Source organism: Bizionia hallyeonensis (assembly GCF_042657385.1).
Lineage (GTDB): Bacteria > Bacteroidota > Bacteroidia > Flavobacteriales > Flavobacteriaceae > Algorimicrobium > Algorimicrobium hallyeonense.
This window is the reverse complement of record NZ_JBHSLA010000005.1, coordinates 92,737-106,788: the sequence shown is the minus strand read 5'-3', so window position 1 is coordinate 106,788 and position 14,052 is coordinate 92,737. Positions and strand designations below refer to the sequence as shown.

15 protein-coding genes are annotated in these 14,052 nt (G+C 34.9%); 3 read left to right on the top strand and 12 right to left on the bottom strand.

Annotated features, from left to right (window positions below):
* Nucleotides 1-56: 56 nt before the first annotated feature.
* From ACFPH8_RS12385 to ACFPH8_RS12345, 9 genes are all read right to left on the bottom strand, one after another.
* Complete coding sequence (locus ACFPH8_RS12385) at nt 57-464, bottom strand: nuclear transport factor 2 family protein (RefSeq protein ID WP_376861381.1); 408 nt, start codon at nt 462-464, stop codon at nt 57-59.
* A 79-nt stretch (nt 465-543) separates the two neighbouring features.
* Nucleotides 544-1,065: a RidA family protein gene (locus ACFPH8_RS12380; RefSeq protein WP_376861379.1), complete on the bottom strand. Its 522-nt coding sequence runs from the start codon at nt 1,063-1,065 to the stop codon at nt 544-546.
* A 36-nt stretch (nt 1,066-1,101) separates the two neighbouring features.
* Nucleotides 1,102-1,485, bottom strand: a complete 384-nt coding sequence (locus ACFPH8_RS12375) for a hypothetical protein (RefSeq protein WP_376861377.1) — start codon at nt 1,483-1,485, stop codon at nt 1,102-1,104.
* Between the two features lie 264 nt (nt 1,486-1,749).
* Nucleotides 1,750-2,688 (bottom strand): NAD-dependent epimerase/dehydratase family protein, encoded by a 939-nt coding sequence (locus ACFPH8_RS12370; protein ID WP_376861375.1) that lies wholly within the window; start codon nt 2,686-2,688, stop codon nt 1,750-1,752.
* On the bottom strand, nt 2,685-3,134 hold the full coding sequence (locus ACFPH8_RS12365; RefSeq protein ID WP_376861373.1) for a nuclear transport factor 2 family protein: 450 nt from the start codon (nt 3,132-3,134) through the stop codon (nt 2,685-2,687). Before ACFPH8_RS12365 ends, ACFPH8_RS12370 begins: the two co-directional genes overlap by 4 nt.
* Before the next feature lie 59 nt (nt 3,135-3,193).
* Nucleotides 3,194-3,952: a hypothetical protein gene (locus ACFPH8_RS12360; RefSeq protein ID WP_376861371.1), complete on the bottom strand. Its 759-nt coding sequence runs from the start codon at nt 3,950-3,952 to the stop codon at nt 3,194-3,196.
* Nucleotides 3,953-3,978: 26 nt separating this feature from the next.
* Nucleotides 3,979-4,716, bottom strand: coding sequence for a hypothetical protein (locus ACFPH8_RS12355; RefSeq protein WP_376861369.1), 738 nt, complete (start codon nt 4,714-4,716; stop codon nt 3,979-3,981).
* 142 nt (nt 4,717-4,858) lie between these two features.
* Nucleotides 4,859-5,602 (bottom strand): LytR/AlgR family response regulator transcription factor, encoded by a 744-nt coding sequence (locus ACFPH8_RS12350; RefSeq protein WP_376861367.1) that lies wholly within the window; start codon nt 5,600-5,602, stop codon nt 4,859-4,861.
* Nucleotides 5,602-7,545, bottom strand: a complete 1,944-nt coding sequence (locus ACFPH8_RS12345) for a tetratricopeptide repeat protein (RefSeq protein WP_376861365.1) — start codon at nt 7,543-7,545, stop codon at nt 5,602-5,604. Before ACFPH8_RS12345 ends, ACFPH8_RS12350 begins: the two co-directional genes overlap by 1 nt.
* 206 nt (nt 7,546-7,751) lie before the next feature.
* Here ACFPH8_RS12345 and ACFPH8_RS12340 point away from each other — a divergent pair, with 206 nt between their 5' ends.
* Both ACFPH8_RS12340 and sucC read left to right on the top strand, forming a co-directional pair.
* Nucleotides 7,752-8,762 (top strand): T9SS type A sorting domain-containing protein, encoded by a 1,011-nt coding sequence (locus tag ACFPH8_RS12340; RefSeq protein WP_376861363.1) that lies wholly within the window; start codon nt 7,752-7,754, stop codon nt 8,760-8,762.
* A gap of 125 nt (nt 8,763-8,887) precedes the next feature.
* Nucleotides 8,888-10,081 carry an ADP-forming succinate--CoA ligase subunit beta gene (gene sucC / locus ACFPH8_RS12335; protein WP_376861361.1) on the top strand — a complete coding sequence of 398 codons (1,194 nt, stop codon included), beginning with the start codon at nt 8,888-8,890 and terminating at the stop codon, nt 10,079-10,081.
* 59 nt (nt 10,082-10,140) lie between these two features.
* On the opposite strand, the gene ACFPH8_RS12330 is transcribed toward sucC, so the two are convergent.
* Together ACFPH8_RS12330 and ACFPH8_RS12325 are read right to left on the bottom strand one after the other, a co-directional pair.
* Nucleotides 10,141-10,839: a phosphoadenylyl-sulfate reductase gene (locus ACFPH8_RS12330; protein ID WP_376861359.1), complete on the bottom strand. Its 699-nt coding sequence runs from the start codon at nt 10,837-10,839 to the stop codon at nt 10,141-10,143.
* 67 nt (nt 10,840-10,906) lie between these two features.
* Complete coding sequence (locus tag ACFPH8_RS12325; RefSeq protein ID WP_376861577.1) at nt 10,907-11,206, bottom strand: DUF1456 family protein; 300 nt, start codon at nt 11,204-11,206, stop codon at nt 10,907-10,909.
* Between the two features lie 234 nt (nt 11,207-11,440).
* Here ACFPH8_RS12325 and ACFPH8_RS12320 point away from each other — a divergent pair, with 234 nt between their 5' ends.
* Nucleotides 11,441-11,845, top strand: coding sequence for a TerB family tellurite resistance protein (locus ACFPH8_RS12320; protein WP_248400600.1), 405 nt, complete (start codon nt 11,441-11,443; stop codon nt 11,843-11,845).
* Nucleotides 11,846-12,000: 155 nt separating this feature from the next.
* Here ACFPH8_RS12320 and uvrB read toward each other — a convergent pair whose 3' ends face one another.
* Complete coding sequence (uvrB, locus tag ACFPH8_RS12315; RefSeq protein WP_376861357.1) at nt 12,001-14,004, bottom strand: excinuclease ABC subunit UvrB; 2,004 nt, start codon at nt 14,002-14,004, stop codon at nt 12,001-12,003.
* Nucleotides 14,005-14,052 lie beyond the last annotated feature (48 nt).

Below are 14,052 nucleotides of genomic sequence, written 5' to 3'. Positions count from 1 at the left end.
TACTTTAAAAGGTTTCCGAGGTTATTGAAGGCGGGTTGGCTTACTTGGTTTTAGTTTTACGGCATCTCCGCATCAGCTAATTTTTTGGTGTCTACATATTGTTGAAATGTAATTACTTTGCCACCCTTTAATGTCCACAAATGTGCGGCTTGCGCGTTATATTTTTTACCAGTTTTTTTGTTTTTAGCATCATACCTTAACGTGGCTAATACCTGATTGTTACGCATGTCATGAAGCTTAATATCCGCTAGTTTGAAATACTCGTGATCAGCTCCAAGACGTGCAAATACCCCATTTAAAATCGCATTTGGACCTATGTATGGGTTTCCGTCCGCATATTTGTTTCCTTCAGCTTCGTTCCATTCTATTTTGGGATGCATGGAACCCAAAACCGTTGGCATATCACCTGAAGCAAATGCATTATACATAGTGTCAATGATTTGGGTGTTTTCATTTGTTTTCATAATTATTGATTTTAGTTTTTAATTTTGATTTCCATTAGTATCGCTTTCAATTTTTTCACTATTCACTATTCACTATTCACTATTGTGCCTTGTGAACTTCCAATTCTATCTCAATCATAAATTCTGGAATTGCCAACTCTTTAACACCAAGCCACGAACCCGTAGGAAATTGCTTTTTATAGATTTCTGTTCTGTAACCTGCAAATTCTAAAAACTTGGCCATATCGGTTGTGAATACGTTTTCCACGACTACATCATCAAATGTGCAGCCATAGTGTTTTAATATTTTATCCAGATCGGCATAACAGTTTTTCATTTGTTGTTCTAAATCGCCAATAGCAGTAGGATTTCCTTCGTCATCCATACTAACAGCACCAGAGATTTTAATAGAATTTCCAATTTTTACAGCATGCGTGTAACCATAAGCCTTTTCTACTTCTGGACGCAGTAGAAAATAGTCTGGTGTTTCATTTGCAACAACGGTTTCAGTGGATACTGCTTTTTCTACGGTTGTTTCCGTTTTGGTTTTCTCGTTACAGCTTGATATTGACATAGCAGTCACTAAAGCAATTGCCAATAGTGTAAATTTTGTTGTTCTCATATTTATTCGATTTAATGATTATGTGAATTTTATAGTTTATAAGCAATTGCAGCACTGGATGGTCCTGGCAAAGGCATTAATTCTGTGGTGGAGAAACCTGCTTTTTTTGCCCATTTGCACACCTGTCATACCATCGACGAATTTTTTGAACATTTCAGGATCTTTACTTATAAAATCGAAAATGTTCTCGCCGTTATCTTTTATTTCCTGTTGAATCAATCCGGTTTTTAATCCATTATCAAGTTTTGTCCAAACATTCCAGCCCTGATCATTTTGCATTTCAAGAATGCCTCCAATGTAGGATGGTTTGGCTTTGTCTAAAAAAATAGCTGTATCTACGGTATTAGAATAGATTACAGTTGCTAAGAGACCTTCACGTTCTAAAAAGCTCAATCCAGTTAGGCAATCTAAAAAAAACATACAGGTTTCTGTCGCTGCATTTTAATCCTAAAATATTCTTGATGGCTTTTGCAGACATAGATCCGTGTGTCGCTAATTGTGTGAATAATTGAAAATTTACGCCAGTCAATAAAACTTTTGATGCCCAAAATCCTGTTCCCATTTGTCGGATTGCGGCCGGTGTTGGTTGTATTGTTGTGGTTTCCATTATTTTTAATCATTTAGTATTTAAAATTTCAATTCTGCTTTTGTCCAATTGGTTAATGCATTTTTAACGGCTTTTTATTAAGAATTAAATCCTTGTAAAGTATCCTTTACAGATTGAAATGGCAGTCCCAGATCATGTTCAGCTTGTTGGTTTTGATAAATTATTTTTGGTAGGTTTTCAGGTGCTTGATTGTTTAGCATCAAGTTGATATCTGAAACAGGATAGGTTTCACTACTCAATAAATAGTTTTTGCCATGTAACCCAGAAATAGTGGCTGCTTTATACGCGGCAATTGCTACATCTGTTACATTAACAACTGCCATTTCCGCATTGGTATCATAAAGCATTTGGATAAACGGATTAGGAGCTAAATTGTTTTTTATTAAATACTGTAAACCTGTTGAGGTGGAATCTTCTCGTTGTGACATGGATTTTCCAAAAACGGCAACTGGAGACAGACTTGTAATTTCTGCGTTGGCATTTGGATGGGTTTGTAAAAAGTTATTTACTGTTTGGTTAGCCAGAAATTTTGCCTGTGCGTAGGGATGACTTTCTTCACTAAAAAAAGGGGTATCTTTTTCATTAAAAGTATCGGTTTCAAGCATATTGTCAGGCGGTAAAGGAAAGTTGGTGTTGTATGCCGCCACTGAAGCAATGATGACAACTTTTTTTACAGTAATAACCGTATTAATTACTTCCAGAACATTTTCGGTGCCTATAATGGTTGGGTCAAATAATTCGGTTTTGGCATCCTGAAAATCCAATTGAAAGGGCGTGCCGCCATGAATGATAATATCACAGTTTGAAACAAACTGTTTTAATTGATTTTTATCTCTTACGTCTAATTCGCTTATATGTAAGTTTTCAGCATTTTTTAAATTCATTAAATGCTGATATTTACCTTCATTGGAAATATCTGTTGTAGACGCCTTTACCTCAAAACCATTTTCTAAAAATGTTTTGGTAATATGACTTCCTATAAATCCTGAACCACCGATGATGCCTACTTTTTTCATGCCTTATTGTTTTGCAATTTGTCTATTTTGTCATTTAAAAAACCTGCCGTAATATGTACTGGGATTATATATTCCTTATCATTTTCTTTTAAACGCGCTCTCCAATCTCCCCAAAAATTCACCCAAGTTTCGCCTTCATCGGTAATTACCATTTCATATTCAACATCTTCAGGGTTGTATTTCCAGGAATGAAACATGCTCGCATCTTTTTTATTCTGTGCAATTTCTTGATCTAAAGTTTTAGCAAATTCTTGAGTTGTATTACTCATAATTTTAGCTGTATCTGCATAATGTGATTTGTATGTTGCCCAATCTTGCTTTTGATATGCATCTATTACTTGTTTGAATGTGTCTATTTCTGGAGATTGCATGGTATATCGCTTTTCTGTTTTCTCGCATGCTGTACAAAGAATTATTGTAAATCCTAATAAGAATAATTTTTTCATAATATTTAATTTCAAAAAGAAACCTACTGGAAACAATCCAGCAGGTTTCGGTTTGGTTGTTATTTTTTAGCTGTATAGCTTAAATCTGTTCTCATACGTCCTGATTTTACTTCATATTTTTCTAGAAGCACATACATTTCAGCAAATAGCTTTGTGCCTTCATTTCCTAAAAGAGAATTGTTTTCGGTAGATGTTTTAGAATAGGTCTGCTCGTCTTTAGCGGAAATACTAGCTATATAAAATGTTCCCATGGTGCCAAATCCACTTCTATAAATTCTGTAGTACTCTTTAGAACTCTTTTTTTCATAGAGTGCTTTTATTTCTTTAATTTTTTCATACAGCGCTTGCTCGTTTGCAGGGGTTACATGAAAATAATGCCATTTCCGGTAGTTTTGTTCAGGCGTATTGGTAGTTAAACCATTTGGCATATAGGATAAATTCTTCATTAAATAAAGAATATAATCGCCATGATTATCATAGCAAGTATCGAAGTTTTCAAAAACGGCTTGGAAATTTTTTTCTCCCATTTTTTCCATTAAAGGAGCCAATGGATTCTTGTCTAAATCTGCCATGTTGTCTATTGGCATGATATTTAAATACATGCCATCATCTGTGCGCGCCGTAGCCCAATCTGCATTTTTTAAATCATGCTTTTTACAAGCTTCTATAAAATCTTGTGTTATTTGCTCATAATTTGACTGTTTGCTGGGTTTTACCTGATCAGCATGAATCCAATAAGCTTGGTTTTGAGCGGTTAATACAACAGGAGTCAGTATGCTTATTATAAATAGCACCGTAATTGTTTTAATAGTTTTCATAATTACTAGTTTTAATTGGTTGATTATTATTTCAGACTTAATTCGCTTTCAAGCATAAAGGTGTAACTCCATATATCTTCTACGGATTCTCTAAATTTCTTGCGAGTTTCTTTAGTTTTCTTTTCGCCATGTACGCTTTCAAAAACCTTCCAGACATTGTCCGTTTCAACGTCCATTGCCGCAAAGTCTTTAAATGGTGTCGTCACAAAATAATCGCTTGTTTCACCTCCCATTACTCGGTACCAATAGCCTCTTTTGTCGCCTTCTTTAGATGCTATGGCCGTTGTAACTTCTGAAATTATTTCATTGAAAGTAAAATCATCATGTACAATAAAGTTTGTTACCCAAATAATAGTAGCATCACCAAAAGGTGCATTGCGGCTAATACCTGGTATGAATCTGGTAGTGTTAAAATCTGTACTTTCTATAAAAGGTGTGATAGATTCTAGTGCAATGGCGCTACAGGATTTTGATGCTGGATCTTCCTTACTCATTTCTGCCCAATTTGCCATATTACCAGCAACCACATATACATTGCCTTTGCCTTGTAAACGATGCCATACATTCCATTTGTTGGTGCCGTTATTGTCTTGGTAGCATTTTTTCCACTTTTTGACACCGTCTGTAAAGTTGTGGTCTTGTCCAAACTTAACCGTAAATTCGGTTATGTTCATGATAAAACTCTCTTGCTCTTGTGCATTTGTCGTACAAGGGGTTAGTAGAAGCAAAGCGGCCAATACCATAATTGTTTTAATAGTTTTCATGATTACTGTTTTTAAAAGATTAATTAATAGCGTAACACATTTCGTGTTGCTCTAAATAACTGATAATCAATGAAAATGGCAAGTGTGTTAGGATGAAGATATCCTATGTCTGTCCGAAAGTAGTATTTTATTTATCCGGACTTTAAATAGTATGTAACCTATTTAGAAGTTCTTCTTTTAAGCTCTTGCTCAATGGAATAGCTTTTTTGGAAATAACAACGTGTCTGGTTGCTATTTCATCAATATGGGAGATATTTACAATAAAGGATCTGTGAATTCGTAAGAAGAGGTTGGTGGGTAGTTTTTCGTCCAAATCTTTTAAAGTCATAACCAAGAGATATTCTTTTGTTTTGGAATAGATGCGGCAATAATTACGTTCTGCCTCAATATATAATATATTACAAATAGCGACTTTCACCATTTTATCATGGTGTCTTACAAAAATGCAGTCGCTTAATACAAAAGGATCTAGGTTATTTATAGGGTCACTTTTTACTGCTAAATCATCCTTTTGTATGTTGTGTAAGGTGAGCTCAATGGCATGTTGTAAATCTAATTTTTTAAATGGTTTAGAAATAAAGGCATGCGGATTGGTAGTTTTAGCTTTTTCAAAATGTGCATCGTCTGTATTGGCAGTCAAATAAATAATGGGGATGTTGTAATCTTGTTGCATGATTTGGGCCATTTCAATGCCATCAATGGTACCTTTTAACTGAATGTCTAATAATAATATATCCGGTTTATTTTTTTTTATGTGAATAAGCGCTTCTTCGCCTCGCGGTATAATTCCTGTGACTTCATAACCTAAATTGGTAAGTTGTAAAGAAATATTTGCAGCAATAATCATTTCATCTTCAACAATTAGTATTTTTATGGGTTGTTCCATTAAGCTGCTTTTTGGTGTTTAAATTGAAATGAAACCGATGTACCGTCTTCACCATCTTCCTGCATGGTTCCGTTTAGTTGATGGGTTAACAGCTGAATCAATTGCGATCCAAAACCGGTGCCTTTTGGTGCAAGACCTAATACTTTTCCAATGCCATTATCGGTGACTTTTAAATGCAGTATATCATTTGTTTTTTGTTCCAACTGAATGGATATTTTTCCAGTTTCGGTATTCGGAAACGCATATTTTATGGCATTGGTTAATAGCTCATTCACAATTAATCCAATAGGAACTGCTGTGTCCACATCCAATTCCAATTGCTCCATGGCACATTCTATTTTAACTTTATTTTCGGCGTTGAATGAATCTAAAATACCTTCGCTTAAATTCAAGAAATAGTCTTTCATTTCAATAGAACCTAAATTGGTGCCTTGATAGAGTTTCTGATGAATAATTCCCATGGATTGCACCCGATTTTGACTGGCAATCATAGCGTCTTTTGTGGCAGAATCTTCCATTTGAGCCGATTGTAAAGCAATCAGGCTTTTTACCATTTCTAGGTTGTTTTTTACCCGATGATGAATTTCCTTTAAAAGTAATTCATTCTGTTTGTTTTTGGTATCCAATTCGGCATTTAAGACCTGTAAAGCTTGCCGTTTTTTCCGGATATTTTTAAAACTTAAAATCATACCCAATAAACTGAATATTAGAATGGCTCCAATAGTTATATAAAGAATTTGTGTTCGTTCTTGTTGCGCAATTTGCATGTTTTGGGCATTAATGGTTTGGTCTTTTTTCTCCGTTTCAAATCGGGTCATTAATTCAGACATGGTTTTATCACTCGCCATCTTGGCGGTGCTATCACGCATAACGAGTGCCTTTTTTTGGAATTCTAATGCCAGCGGATAATTTTTCAACTTTTCATAAATGGAACTTAAATGGTGATAGCCTTCTGTTAGGTTGGATGCATCGCCTTCAGATTCTTGGGTGGCTACTGTTTGTAATTGATATTTTAAAGCATCCTCATAATGGCCTAATAGTAAATTTATCTCGCCAAGATTTGCTCTTATCACATAAATAGCATTTCCGTAATTAACGGATTCTGCTTTGGTTAATGCCTGCTCATAAGCTGTTTTTGCTTCGGTATAATTTCCCATACGTTTTAAGGCATTGGCACGATTGTTTGAGAAGTTTAAAACGTCATAAATTGAAAAACCGAGGGATTTGGCCAAAGTAAGCGCTTCATTATAAAAGTCAAATGAAGCTTCGCTATTTCCCATAGCTATTTGGGTATCTCCAGCTGCCGTGTAGGCATATGCCAGTTCCACTTCCAAATTGTTTTCTTTACACAAGGCAATTGTTTTTAGTGCGTACTCGTAAGCTTCTTCATGTCTGCCCTGTTTGGTTAAATCTTCTGAAATCCGGTTATAAGCACCAGCAATGCCCAATTTATCATCTATAGACTCCATGAGCTTTAAAGCTTCCAGATCAACCTTTAAAGCATCTTCAATATTGCCTTGTCGCTTATGAACCCAACCCATTTTAAAATAGGTAGTAGCTTGGCCTTTTTTATCATCAATATCGGTATAACCTTTTAAAGCTTTATCAAAATTAATGGATGCGGAATCTAACTCTAATAGATTTGCATGCATGCGACCTTGCATTTCATAAAATTTTGGCTGCCAATTTTTATTATTAAATTCTTCTGATAATTGAACACCTTTTCTAGCATAAGTTTTAGCAAGGTTTAAATCTGATTGGAAAGCAATAGCAACAATATTGTTGAGTATTTCTAACTTTTTTTCTTGATTTTTTTCAAGACTAAGTACCGCAGTTAGACTATCTATAGTTTTATTCGAATTGTTTTGGGCAGAAATATTTTGTCCGTAGCAAAGCATAACTACTAGAAAGAGTGTAGTAATGAATGGTGATTTTTGAATCATTAGTCTTTTTTTATGCTATTATTAAAGACTTGAAGGTTTATAAATGTAGTAAAAAATAAGTTTACTCGGGTATTAATGCTTTTCTATTCCTAAAAAAAAAGAAATTTACCTATGTTTTTGGTAGATGAGCTATAAATTTCTTTTTCGTTCCTATTATAAAACGTGTTTTTGTACATTTAACCCGCTATTAATTAATAAATTATAAAATGAAAAAAACATTACTTTTATTATCAACAATCGTAACTTCTATTGGTTTCGCACAATCACCAATTAATGATTTCTTTAGTATTCCGATGTCTTCGTATGCTATTGTGGAATCAACTCCTGCTTTAGATCAAAGTGCTTCTGGTGCTGGATTAACGTGGAATTTTACAAATTTAACTGCGGTAGGCACCAATACAGACACCTATGCTGCACCGGATGCTGGACAATTATCATTATTTCCAGGAACAACAGAGGTTTTAACCATTACTACATTAGGTTCTCTAGAGGTAAACAATATTCTAGCTAAAGAAGAAATGTCAGGAGCCTTTTCCTTTACAGGTGTTACAGCAGCCGGAATAGAATTAAATTATAATTTAAACAATGCGCTGTTAGGTACATTCCCTTTGGCTTATACGGACACCACTTCAGATCCTGTAGCTGGTAGCTTTTCAAGTGATGCTGCTTCAGGAGATTTCACAGGAACTATTACCACTTCGGTTGATGCGTACGGAACCTTAATTATGAATGATGTGGGAGAAGGTGCTTATAGTGGTAACGTTACTAGACTTAAAGTTGTTCAGGATTTAACGTTAACCGTTGTTATTTTTAATGGATCTGTTACTCAAACCTCTTATTACTATTATGATAATAGTAATGGAAATCTTGTTTTTAGATCTAACACAGCAGAAATAGTGTTTGCCTTTGCAGGTATTAATGAAACAATTACCCTTATGGAGAGCTTCTTAACAAACCCATTAACTACTCCAAGTAATAATTGGGTTGAAAAGGAGTTTCAAGTAATTCCAAACCCGGTGAATGATGTTTTAAATATTTCTTATAATGCACCAAATACCATTCAATCTATTCGTGTTTCGGATCTAAATGGACGCCTTATTTTAAGTGCTGCTGGATCTTCAAAAACAATGGATGTTTCTAGTTTACAAAGTGGACTTTATATTGTAGCTGTTCAAACCGAAGGTGGACTTATGATGAAGAAGTTCCTTAAGAAATAAATTTTTAATCAATCTGAAAACAACTTTTAAAAATTATTGGTTAAAAGCGTTAGGTTGATTACTTTTGTGCAACTAAAAATTTAATGATTTTCTCTTGGTGAGAAAACTACAAACGAATTTATAAGATGAATTTACACGAATATCAAGGAAAAGAAATGTTAAGTAGTTTTGGTGTACGTATCCAGCGTGGTATAGTTGCTCAAAATGCTGAAGAAGCAGTTGCAGCTGCCAAAAAACTAACAGAAGATACTGGTACTGGCTGGCACGTAATTAAAGCCCAAGTTCATGCTGGTGGACGTGGTAAAGGTGGAGGTGTTAAACTTGCAAAAAACCTTGATGAGGTTAAACAAATTGCAGGTGAAATCATCGGTATGGATTTAGTAACGCCGCAAACTTCAGCTGAAGGAAAGCGCGTTCATCAAGTATTAGTAGCAGAAGATGTTTATTATCCTGGTGATAATGAACCTGAAGAATATTATATGTCTGTTTTATTAAATCGTGCTACAGGTCGTAATATGATTATGTATTCTACGGAAGGTGGAATGGATATTGAAACAGTTGCTGAAGAAACGCCACATTTAATTTTTACAGAAGAGATTGATCCTTCTGTTGGAATTATGCCTTTTCAAGCACGTAAAATTGCTTTCAATTTAGGTCTGTCTGGTTTGGCATTTAAAGAAATGACTAAATTTGTTACAGCTTTATATACAGCTTATGATAAGTCTGATTCTTCATTGTTTGAAATTAACCCAGTGTTAAAAACAAGTGATGATAAAATTATGGCTGTTGATGCAAAAGTAACCATGGATGAAAATGCATTATACCGTCATAAAGATTATGCTGCTTTACGTGATTTACGTGAAGAAAATGCTATTGAAGTAGAAGCTAAAGAAGCTGGACTAAACTATGTAGATCTTGACGGAAACGTTGGATGTATGGTAAATGGTGCAGGTCTTGCTATGGCAACTATGGATTTAATTAAGCAAGCAGGTGGTGAGCCGGCTAACTTTTTAGATGTTGGTGGTACAGCGGATGCAGCCCGTGTAGAAATGGCTTTCGAGTTAATTTTAAGAGATCCAAACGTAAAAGCAATCTTGATTAACATCTTTGGTGGTATTGTACGTTGTGATCGTGTTGCTCAAGGTGTTATTGATGCCTACAAAAATATGGGTAATATTGAAGTGCCAATTATTGTGCGTCTTCAAGGTACCAATGCTGATATTGCAAAAGAGTTGATTGATAATTCAGGGTTAGCCGTTATGAGTGCTACAGAATTTCAAGAAGCTGCAGATAAAGTACACGAAGTATTATCCAAATAATATAGATGATTTTCTAATCATAAAAAAAGCTCTCAAATAATTTTGAGAGCTTTTTTAGTTTATAGATGTAAACCACATTCGGTTTTCGGGTTGTTATTCCATCGGCCATTTCGGTCCTCGCCCGGAACTGTGCAATGTTTGCACCCAATAGAGTTATAGCCTTTTGCTACTAACGGATGAAATGGTAGTTGGTTTTCTTTAATATAGGCATCTCGAGCTTCTTTGGATATGTCTAACAAAGGATAGAACTTTAAAATACTTCCACGTTGTTCAAAAATATCTAAACTCGCACGATGATCACTTTGCCATTCCATTAACCCAGAAACCCAAATGTTAAAATGCTTTTTAATAGACTCTAATGGTTGTACCTTATTAATAGAACAACAAAAGTCAGGATTCTTTTTCCACGTTTCGTCTTTCGTGGTAAAAGCATGTTCCTCCTTTAAAGCGCTAATAGATGTTACGTTTAGTTCATATAAATCTGTTAGTTTTTTCTTGTATTTTATGGTATCCTCAAAGTGATAACCTGTATCAATGAAAAACACATGTTGCTCTTTATTAACATCAGAAACTAATTTTAGAAGAAATGCAGACGTAGCCGCAAAAGAACTGGTTAGCATAATTTCTTCTACATTAAAGTCCGTGTATAAGGTTTCAATCCTTTGGCACGGGGTTAAAAGCTTATATTTTTTATTGAGGCGTGCAATGTCTTTCTCCGATAACTGTAAATTGGGAAGCGTAGTAGGTGGTTGAAACATGTAATTAAGATAAATTAGTCTTATATAGCAATATTAAGACGAACTTATCAGAGCACAAAGAAAAAACCTACTTTTTTTCTATTTTTTTTATCGGATTTCTTTTTGGCGCTGTAGCTTTTACTTTTCCTTCCAATTTAGGTTTTTTATCAGGTTTTGGGCCGCGTAAATGAATAACCAATCCATTTAGGAAATTTCGAAGAATTTGATCACCACATTCCATATATTTTGGATGGTCTTCTTTTCTGAAAAATGCACCGAGTTCACTTTTAGTAATTCTAAAATCAACGAGTTCTAGAATCTTTACAATTTCGTCATCACGTAGTTGTAGGGCTACACGTAATTTTTTAAAAATATCATTATTTGTCATGTTGTCTTTTTGTGTACTCATATAAGTCTGTTTCTAGTGTCAATTTATAAAAAATCGACGAAATGCATTTTTTGTATAATATTTTGATTTTCAGTTGATTAATTCATTAATTTTGAGTAAATGTAAGAAAATAACGATAAAATGCATCCAAATTTTCGACAAGTTACAATTTATCATGGATTATCAAATAATCATTGTGCGTATCTTTATACTGAAATAATTAATCCATTCCTCATGCTAATTAACAGGGTTGAAAAGCTAAGTCTCCTATCTGAAATGATTTCATTTGCTAAAAATGAAAGCGACCTAAAACCTATAGAATATAATTTTCTTTTGGCAATTGCTAGACAACTTGATATATCAAGAGAGGATTTTGATTATTTAATTGAAAATCCTATTAATTATATTCACTTAAAATCGCATAGCGAACGGATTGTTCAATTTCATCGGTTGGTTTTACTCATGAATATTGATGAAGAAAGTTCAACTAAAGATAAAATTAAGCTTCACAACTACGGTTTGCGCATGGGTTTGAGCCATGAATCTATTAATAAAGTATTATATCTTATGGAAAGTTTCCCTAATAAGGTAGTACCACCAGATGTGCTTATTGATATTTTTAAGGTGCAGTATAACTAAAGGTTTTGCACTTTAAAACCCAAAAAGTTAGCAAGGTGCGTGTTTTTATTCCTATCAGGAGCCGCTTATAACTTTTTTTTTAATAAAGCCTACAAACCTGTCAGTTCGAGTGTCCCGACGTCCGGAGGGATGTATCGAAAACACCACAAACCACGTTATACCTTCAAATTCTCCAATTTATCCTGATAACTTTTTATCAAATCTCTGAATTGAGCCGCTTCCATAAAGTCTAAAGCTTTGGCAGCTTGTTCCATCATTTTGCGGTTTTCACGAATTTTCTTTTCCAATTCTCCCTTGGTTAAATATTGGCTTTCAGGTTCTGCGGCTTTGGCGGCTTCCAATTCATAACTATAGGTGCTCACCGAGTTTTTAGTTAAGGCATTATCCAAACTTTTATTCAATGCTGTTGGTACTAATTTATGTTTGGTGTTGTAGGCTATTTGCTTTTCCCGTCTGTATTCTGTTTCATCAATCGTTTTTTGCATGCTCTTGGTTATTCTATCGGCATACATTATGGCTTTTCCGTTGAGGTTTCGGGCTGCACGACCAACCGTTTGCGTTAATGAGCGAGCCGAGCGTAAAAACCCTTCTTTATCGGCATCTAAAATGGCAACTAAAGATACTTCGGGTAAATCCAATCCTTCACGCAGTAAATTGACGCCAACCAAAACATCAAACAAGCCTTTTCGTAAATCTTGCATAATTTCCACACGTTCCAAGGTATCCACATCACTATGGATGTAGCGACACCGAATTTGAATCCGATCGAGATATTTGGTCAATTCTTCAGCCATTCGCTTGGTTAATGTGGTGACTAAAGTTCGTTCATCTTTTTCAACGCGCAACTGAATTTCTTCTATTAAATCATCAATCTGATTTAAACTTGGTCGTACTTCAATGACGGGATCTAATAAGCCTGTTGGTCGAATAATTTGCTCAACAAAAACACCATCAGATTTTTCTAATTCATAATCTGCAGGTGTGGCGCTCACATAAATAACCTGATTTTGAAGCGCCTCAAATTCTTCAAATTTCAATGGTCGGTTATCCATAGCAGCCGGTAAACGGAAGCCATATTCTACTAAATTTTCCTTTCTACTTCTATCGCCGCCATACATGGCATGGACTTGTGAAATGGTGACGTGGCTTTCATCCACCACCATTAAATAATCGTCTGGAAAATAATCCAATAAACAGAAGGGTCTTGTGCCTGGTTGTCTCCCATCTAAATACCGTGAATAATTTTCTATACCTGAGCAGTAACCCAATTCACGAATCATCTCCAAGTCGAATTCTGTGCGTTCCTTTAAGCGTTTAGCTTCAAGATGTTTGCCAATTTCTTTAAAATAATCGTATTGTTTTACCAAATCGTCCTGAATGCTTTTTATGGCACCTTGCAACACATCTGGCGAGGTTACAAACATATTGGCCGGATAAATATTCAGGCGGTCATATTTTTCTAAAACTTCATTGGTTTGGACGTTGAAGGCTTCAATCTCTTCAATTTCATCTCCAAAAAAGTGAATTCTAAAGGCATGATCGTCATAACTCGGAAACACATCAACTGTATCACCTTTTATTCTAAAATTACCATGATTAAATTCGCCTTCTGTTCTAGAATATAAACTTTGTACCAAACGATGTAACAATTTGGTACGTGAAATAACCTGATCACGTTCAATAGAAATGACATTCTTTTGAAATTCCACAGGATTTCCAATACCATATAAACAGGAAACGGACGCGATAACAATCACATCACGACGTCCTGAAAGTAGGGAAGAGGTGGTGCTTAAGCGCATTTTTTCAATTTCTTCGTTTATAGATAAATCCTTTTCTATATAAACACCTGAAACAGGGATGTAGGCTTCTGGTTGGTAATAATCATAGTAAGACACGAAATATTCTACAGCATTTTCAGGGAAAAATTGCTTGAATTCCGAGTACAATTGTGCAGCAAGCGTTTTGTTGTGGGCCAAAACCAAGGTTGGTTTTTGCACATCTTCAATAACATTGGCAACGGTAAATGTTTTTCCCGAACCTGTAACTCCTAAAAGGGTTTGGTATTTTTCTTGTAAATCAATACCTGCAACCAACTTTTTAATGGCTTGAGGTTGATCACCTGTTGGTTTAAATTCGGATTTTATTTTGAATTTCATACGTTTCTTTATATTGATTTTCGAGGGTCATTCCTATATGTATCGGAA

What these genes read in the sequence shown, in the direction of transcription:
- ACFPH8_RS12325 (WP_376861577.1), bottom strand. Translation starts at nt 11,206, where the DNA reads ATGACAAATAATGATATTTTTAAAAAATTACGTGTAGCCCTACAACTA.
- ACFPH8_RS12330 (WP_376861359.1), bottom strand. Translation starts at nt 10,839, where the DNA reads ATGTTTCAACCACCTACTACGCTTCCCAATTTACAGTTATCGGAGAAA.
- ACFPH8_RS12385 (WP_376861381.1), bottom strand. Translation starts at nt 464, where the DNA reads ATGAAAACAAATGAAAACACCCAAATCATTGACACTATGTATAATGCA.
- ACFPH8_RS12355 (WP_376861369.1), bottom strand. Translation starts at nt 4,716, where the DNA reads ATGAAAACTATTAAAACAATTATGGTATTGGCCGCTTTGCTTCTACTA.
- ACFPH8_RS12360 (WP_376861371.1), bottom strand. Translation starts at nt 3,952, where the DNA reads ATGAAAACTATTAAAACAATTACGGTGCTATTTATAATAAGCATACTG.
- ACFPH8_RS12340 (WP_376861363.1), top strand. Translation starts at nt 7,752, where the DNA reads ATGAAAAAAACATTACTTTTATTATCAACAATCGTAACTTCTATTGGT.
- ACFPH8_RS12370 (WP_376861375.1), bottom strand. Translation starts at nt 2,688, where the DNA reads ATGAAAAAAGTAGGCATCATCGGTGGTTCAGGATTTATAGGAAGTCAT.
- ACFPH8_RS12320 (WP_248400600.1), top strand. Translation starts at nt 11,441, where the DNA reads ATGCTAATTAACAGGGTTGAAAAGCTAAGTCTCCTATCTGAAATGATT.
- sucC (WP_376861361.1), top strand. Translation starts at nt 8,888, where the DNA reads ATGAATTTACACGAATATCAAGGAAAAGAAATGTTAAGTAGTTTTGGT.
- ACFPH8_RS12350 (WP_376861367.1), bottom strand. Translation starts at nt 5,602, where the DNA reads ATGGAACAACCCATAAAAATACTAATTGTTGAAGATGAAATGATTATT.
- ACFPH8_RS12375 (WP_376861377.1), bottom strand. Translation starts at nt 1,485, where the DNA reads ATGTTTTTTTTAGATTGCCTAACTGGATTGAGCTTTTTAGAACGTGAA.
- uvrB (WP_376861357.1), bottom strand. Translation starts at nt 14,004, where the DNA reads ATGAAATTCAAAATAAAATCCGAATTTAAACCAACAGGTGATCAACCT.
- ACFPH8_RS12345 (WP_376861365.1), bottom strand. Translation starts at nt 7,545, where the DNA reads ATGATTCAAAAATCACCATTCATTACTACACTCTTTCTAGTAGTTATG.
- ACFPH8_RS12365 (WP_376861373.1), bottom strand. Translation starts at nt 3,134, where the DNA reads ATGAAAAAATTATTCTTATTAGGATTTACAATAATTCTTTGTACAGCA.
- ACFPH8_RS12380 (WP_376861379.1), bottom strand. Translation starts at nt 1,065, where the DNA reads ATGAGAACAACAAAATTTACACTATTGGCAATTGCTTTAGTGACTGCT.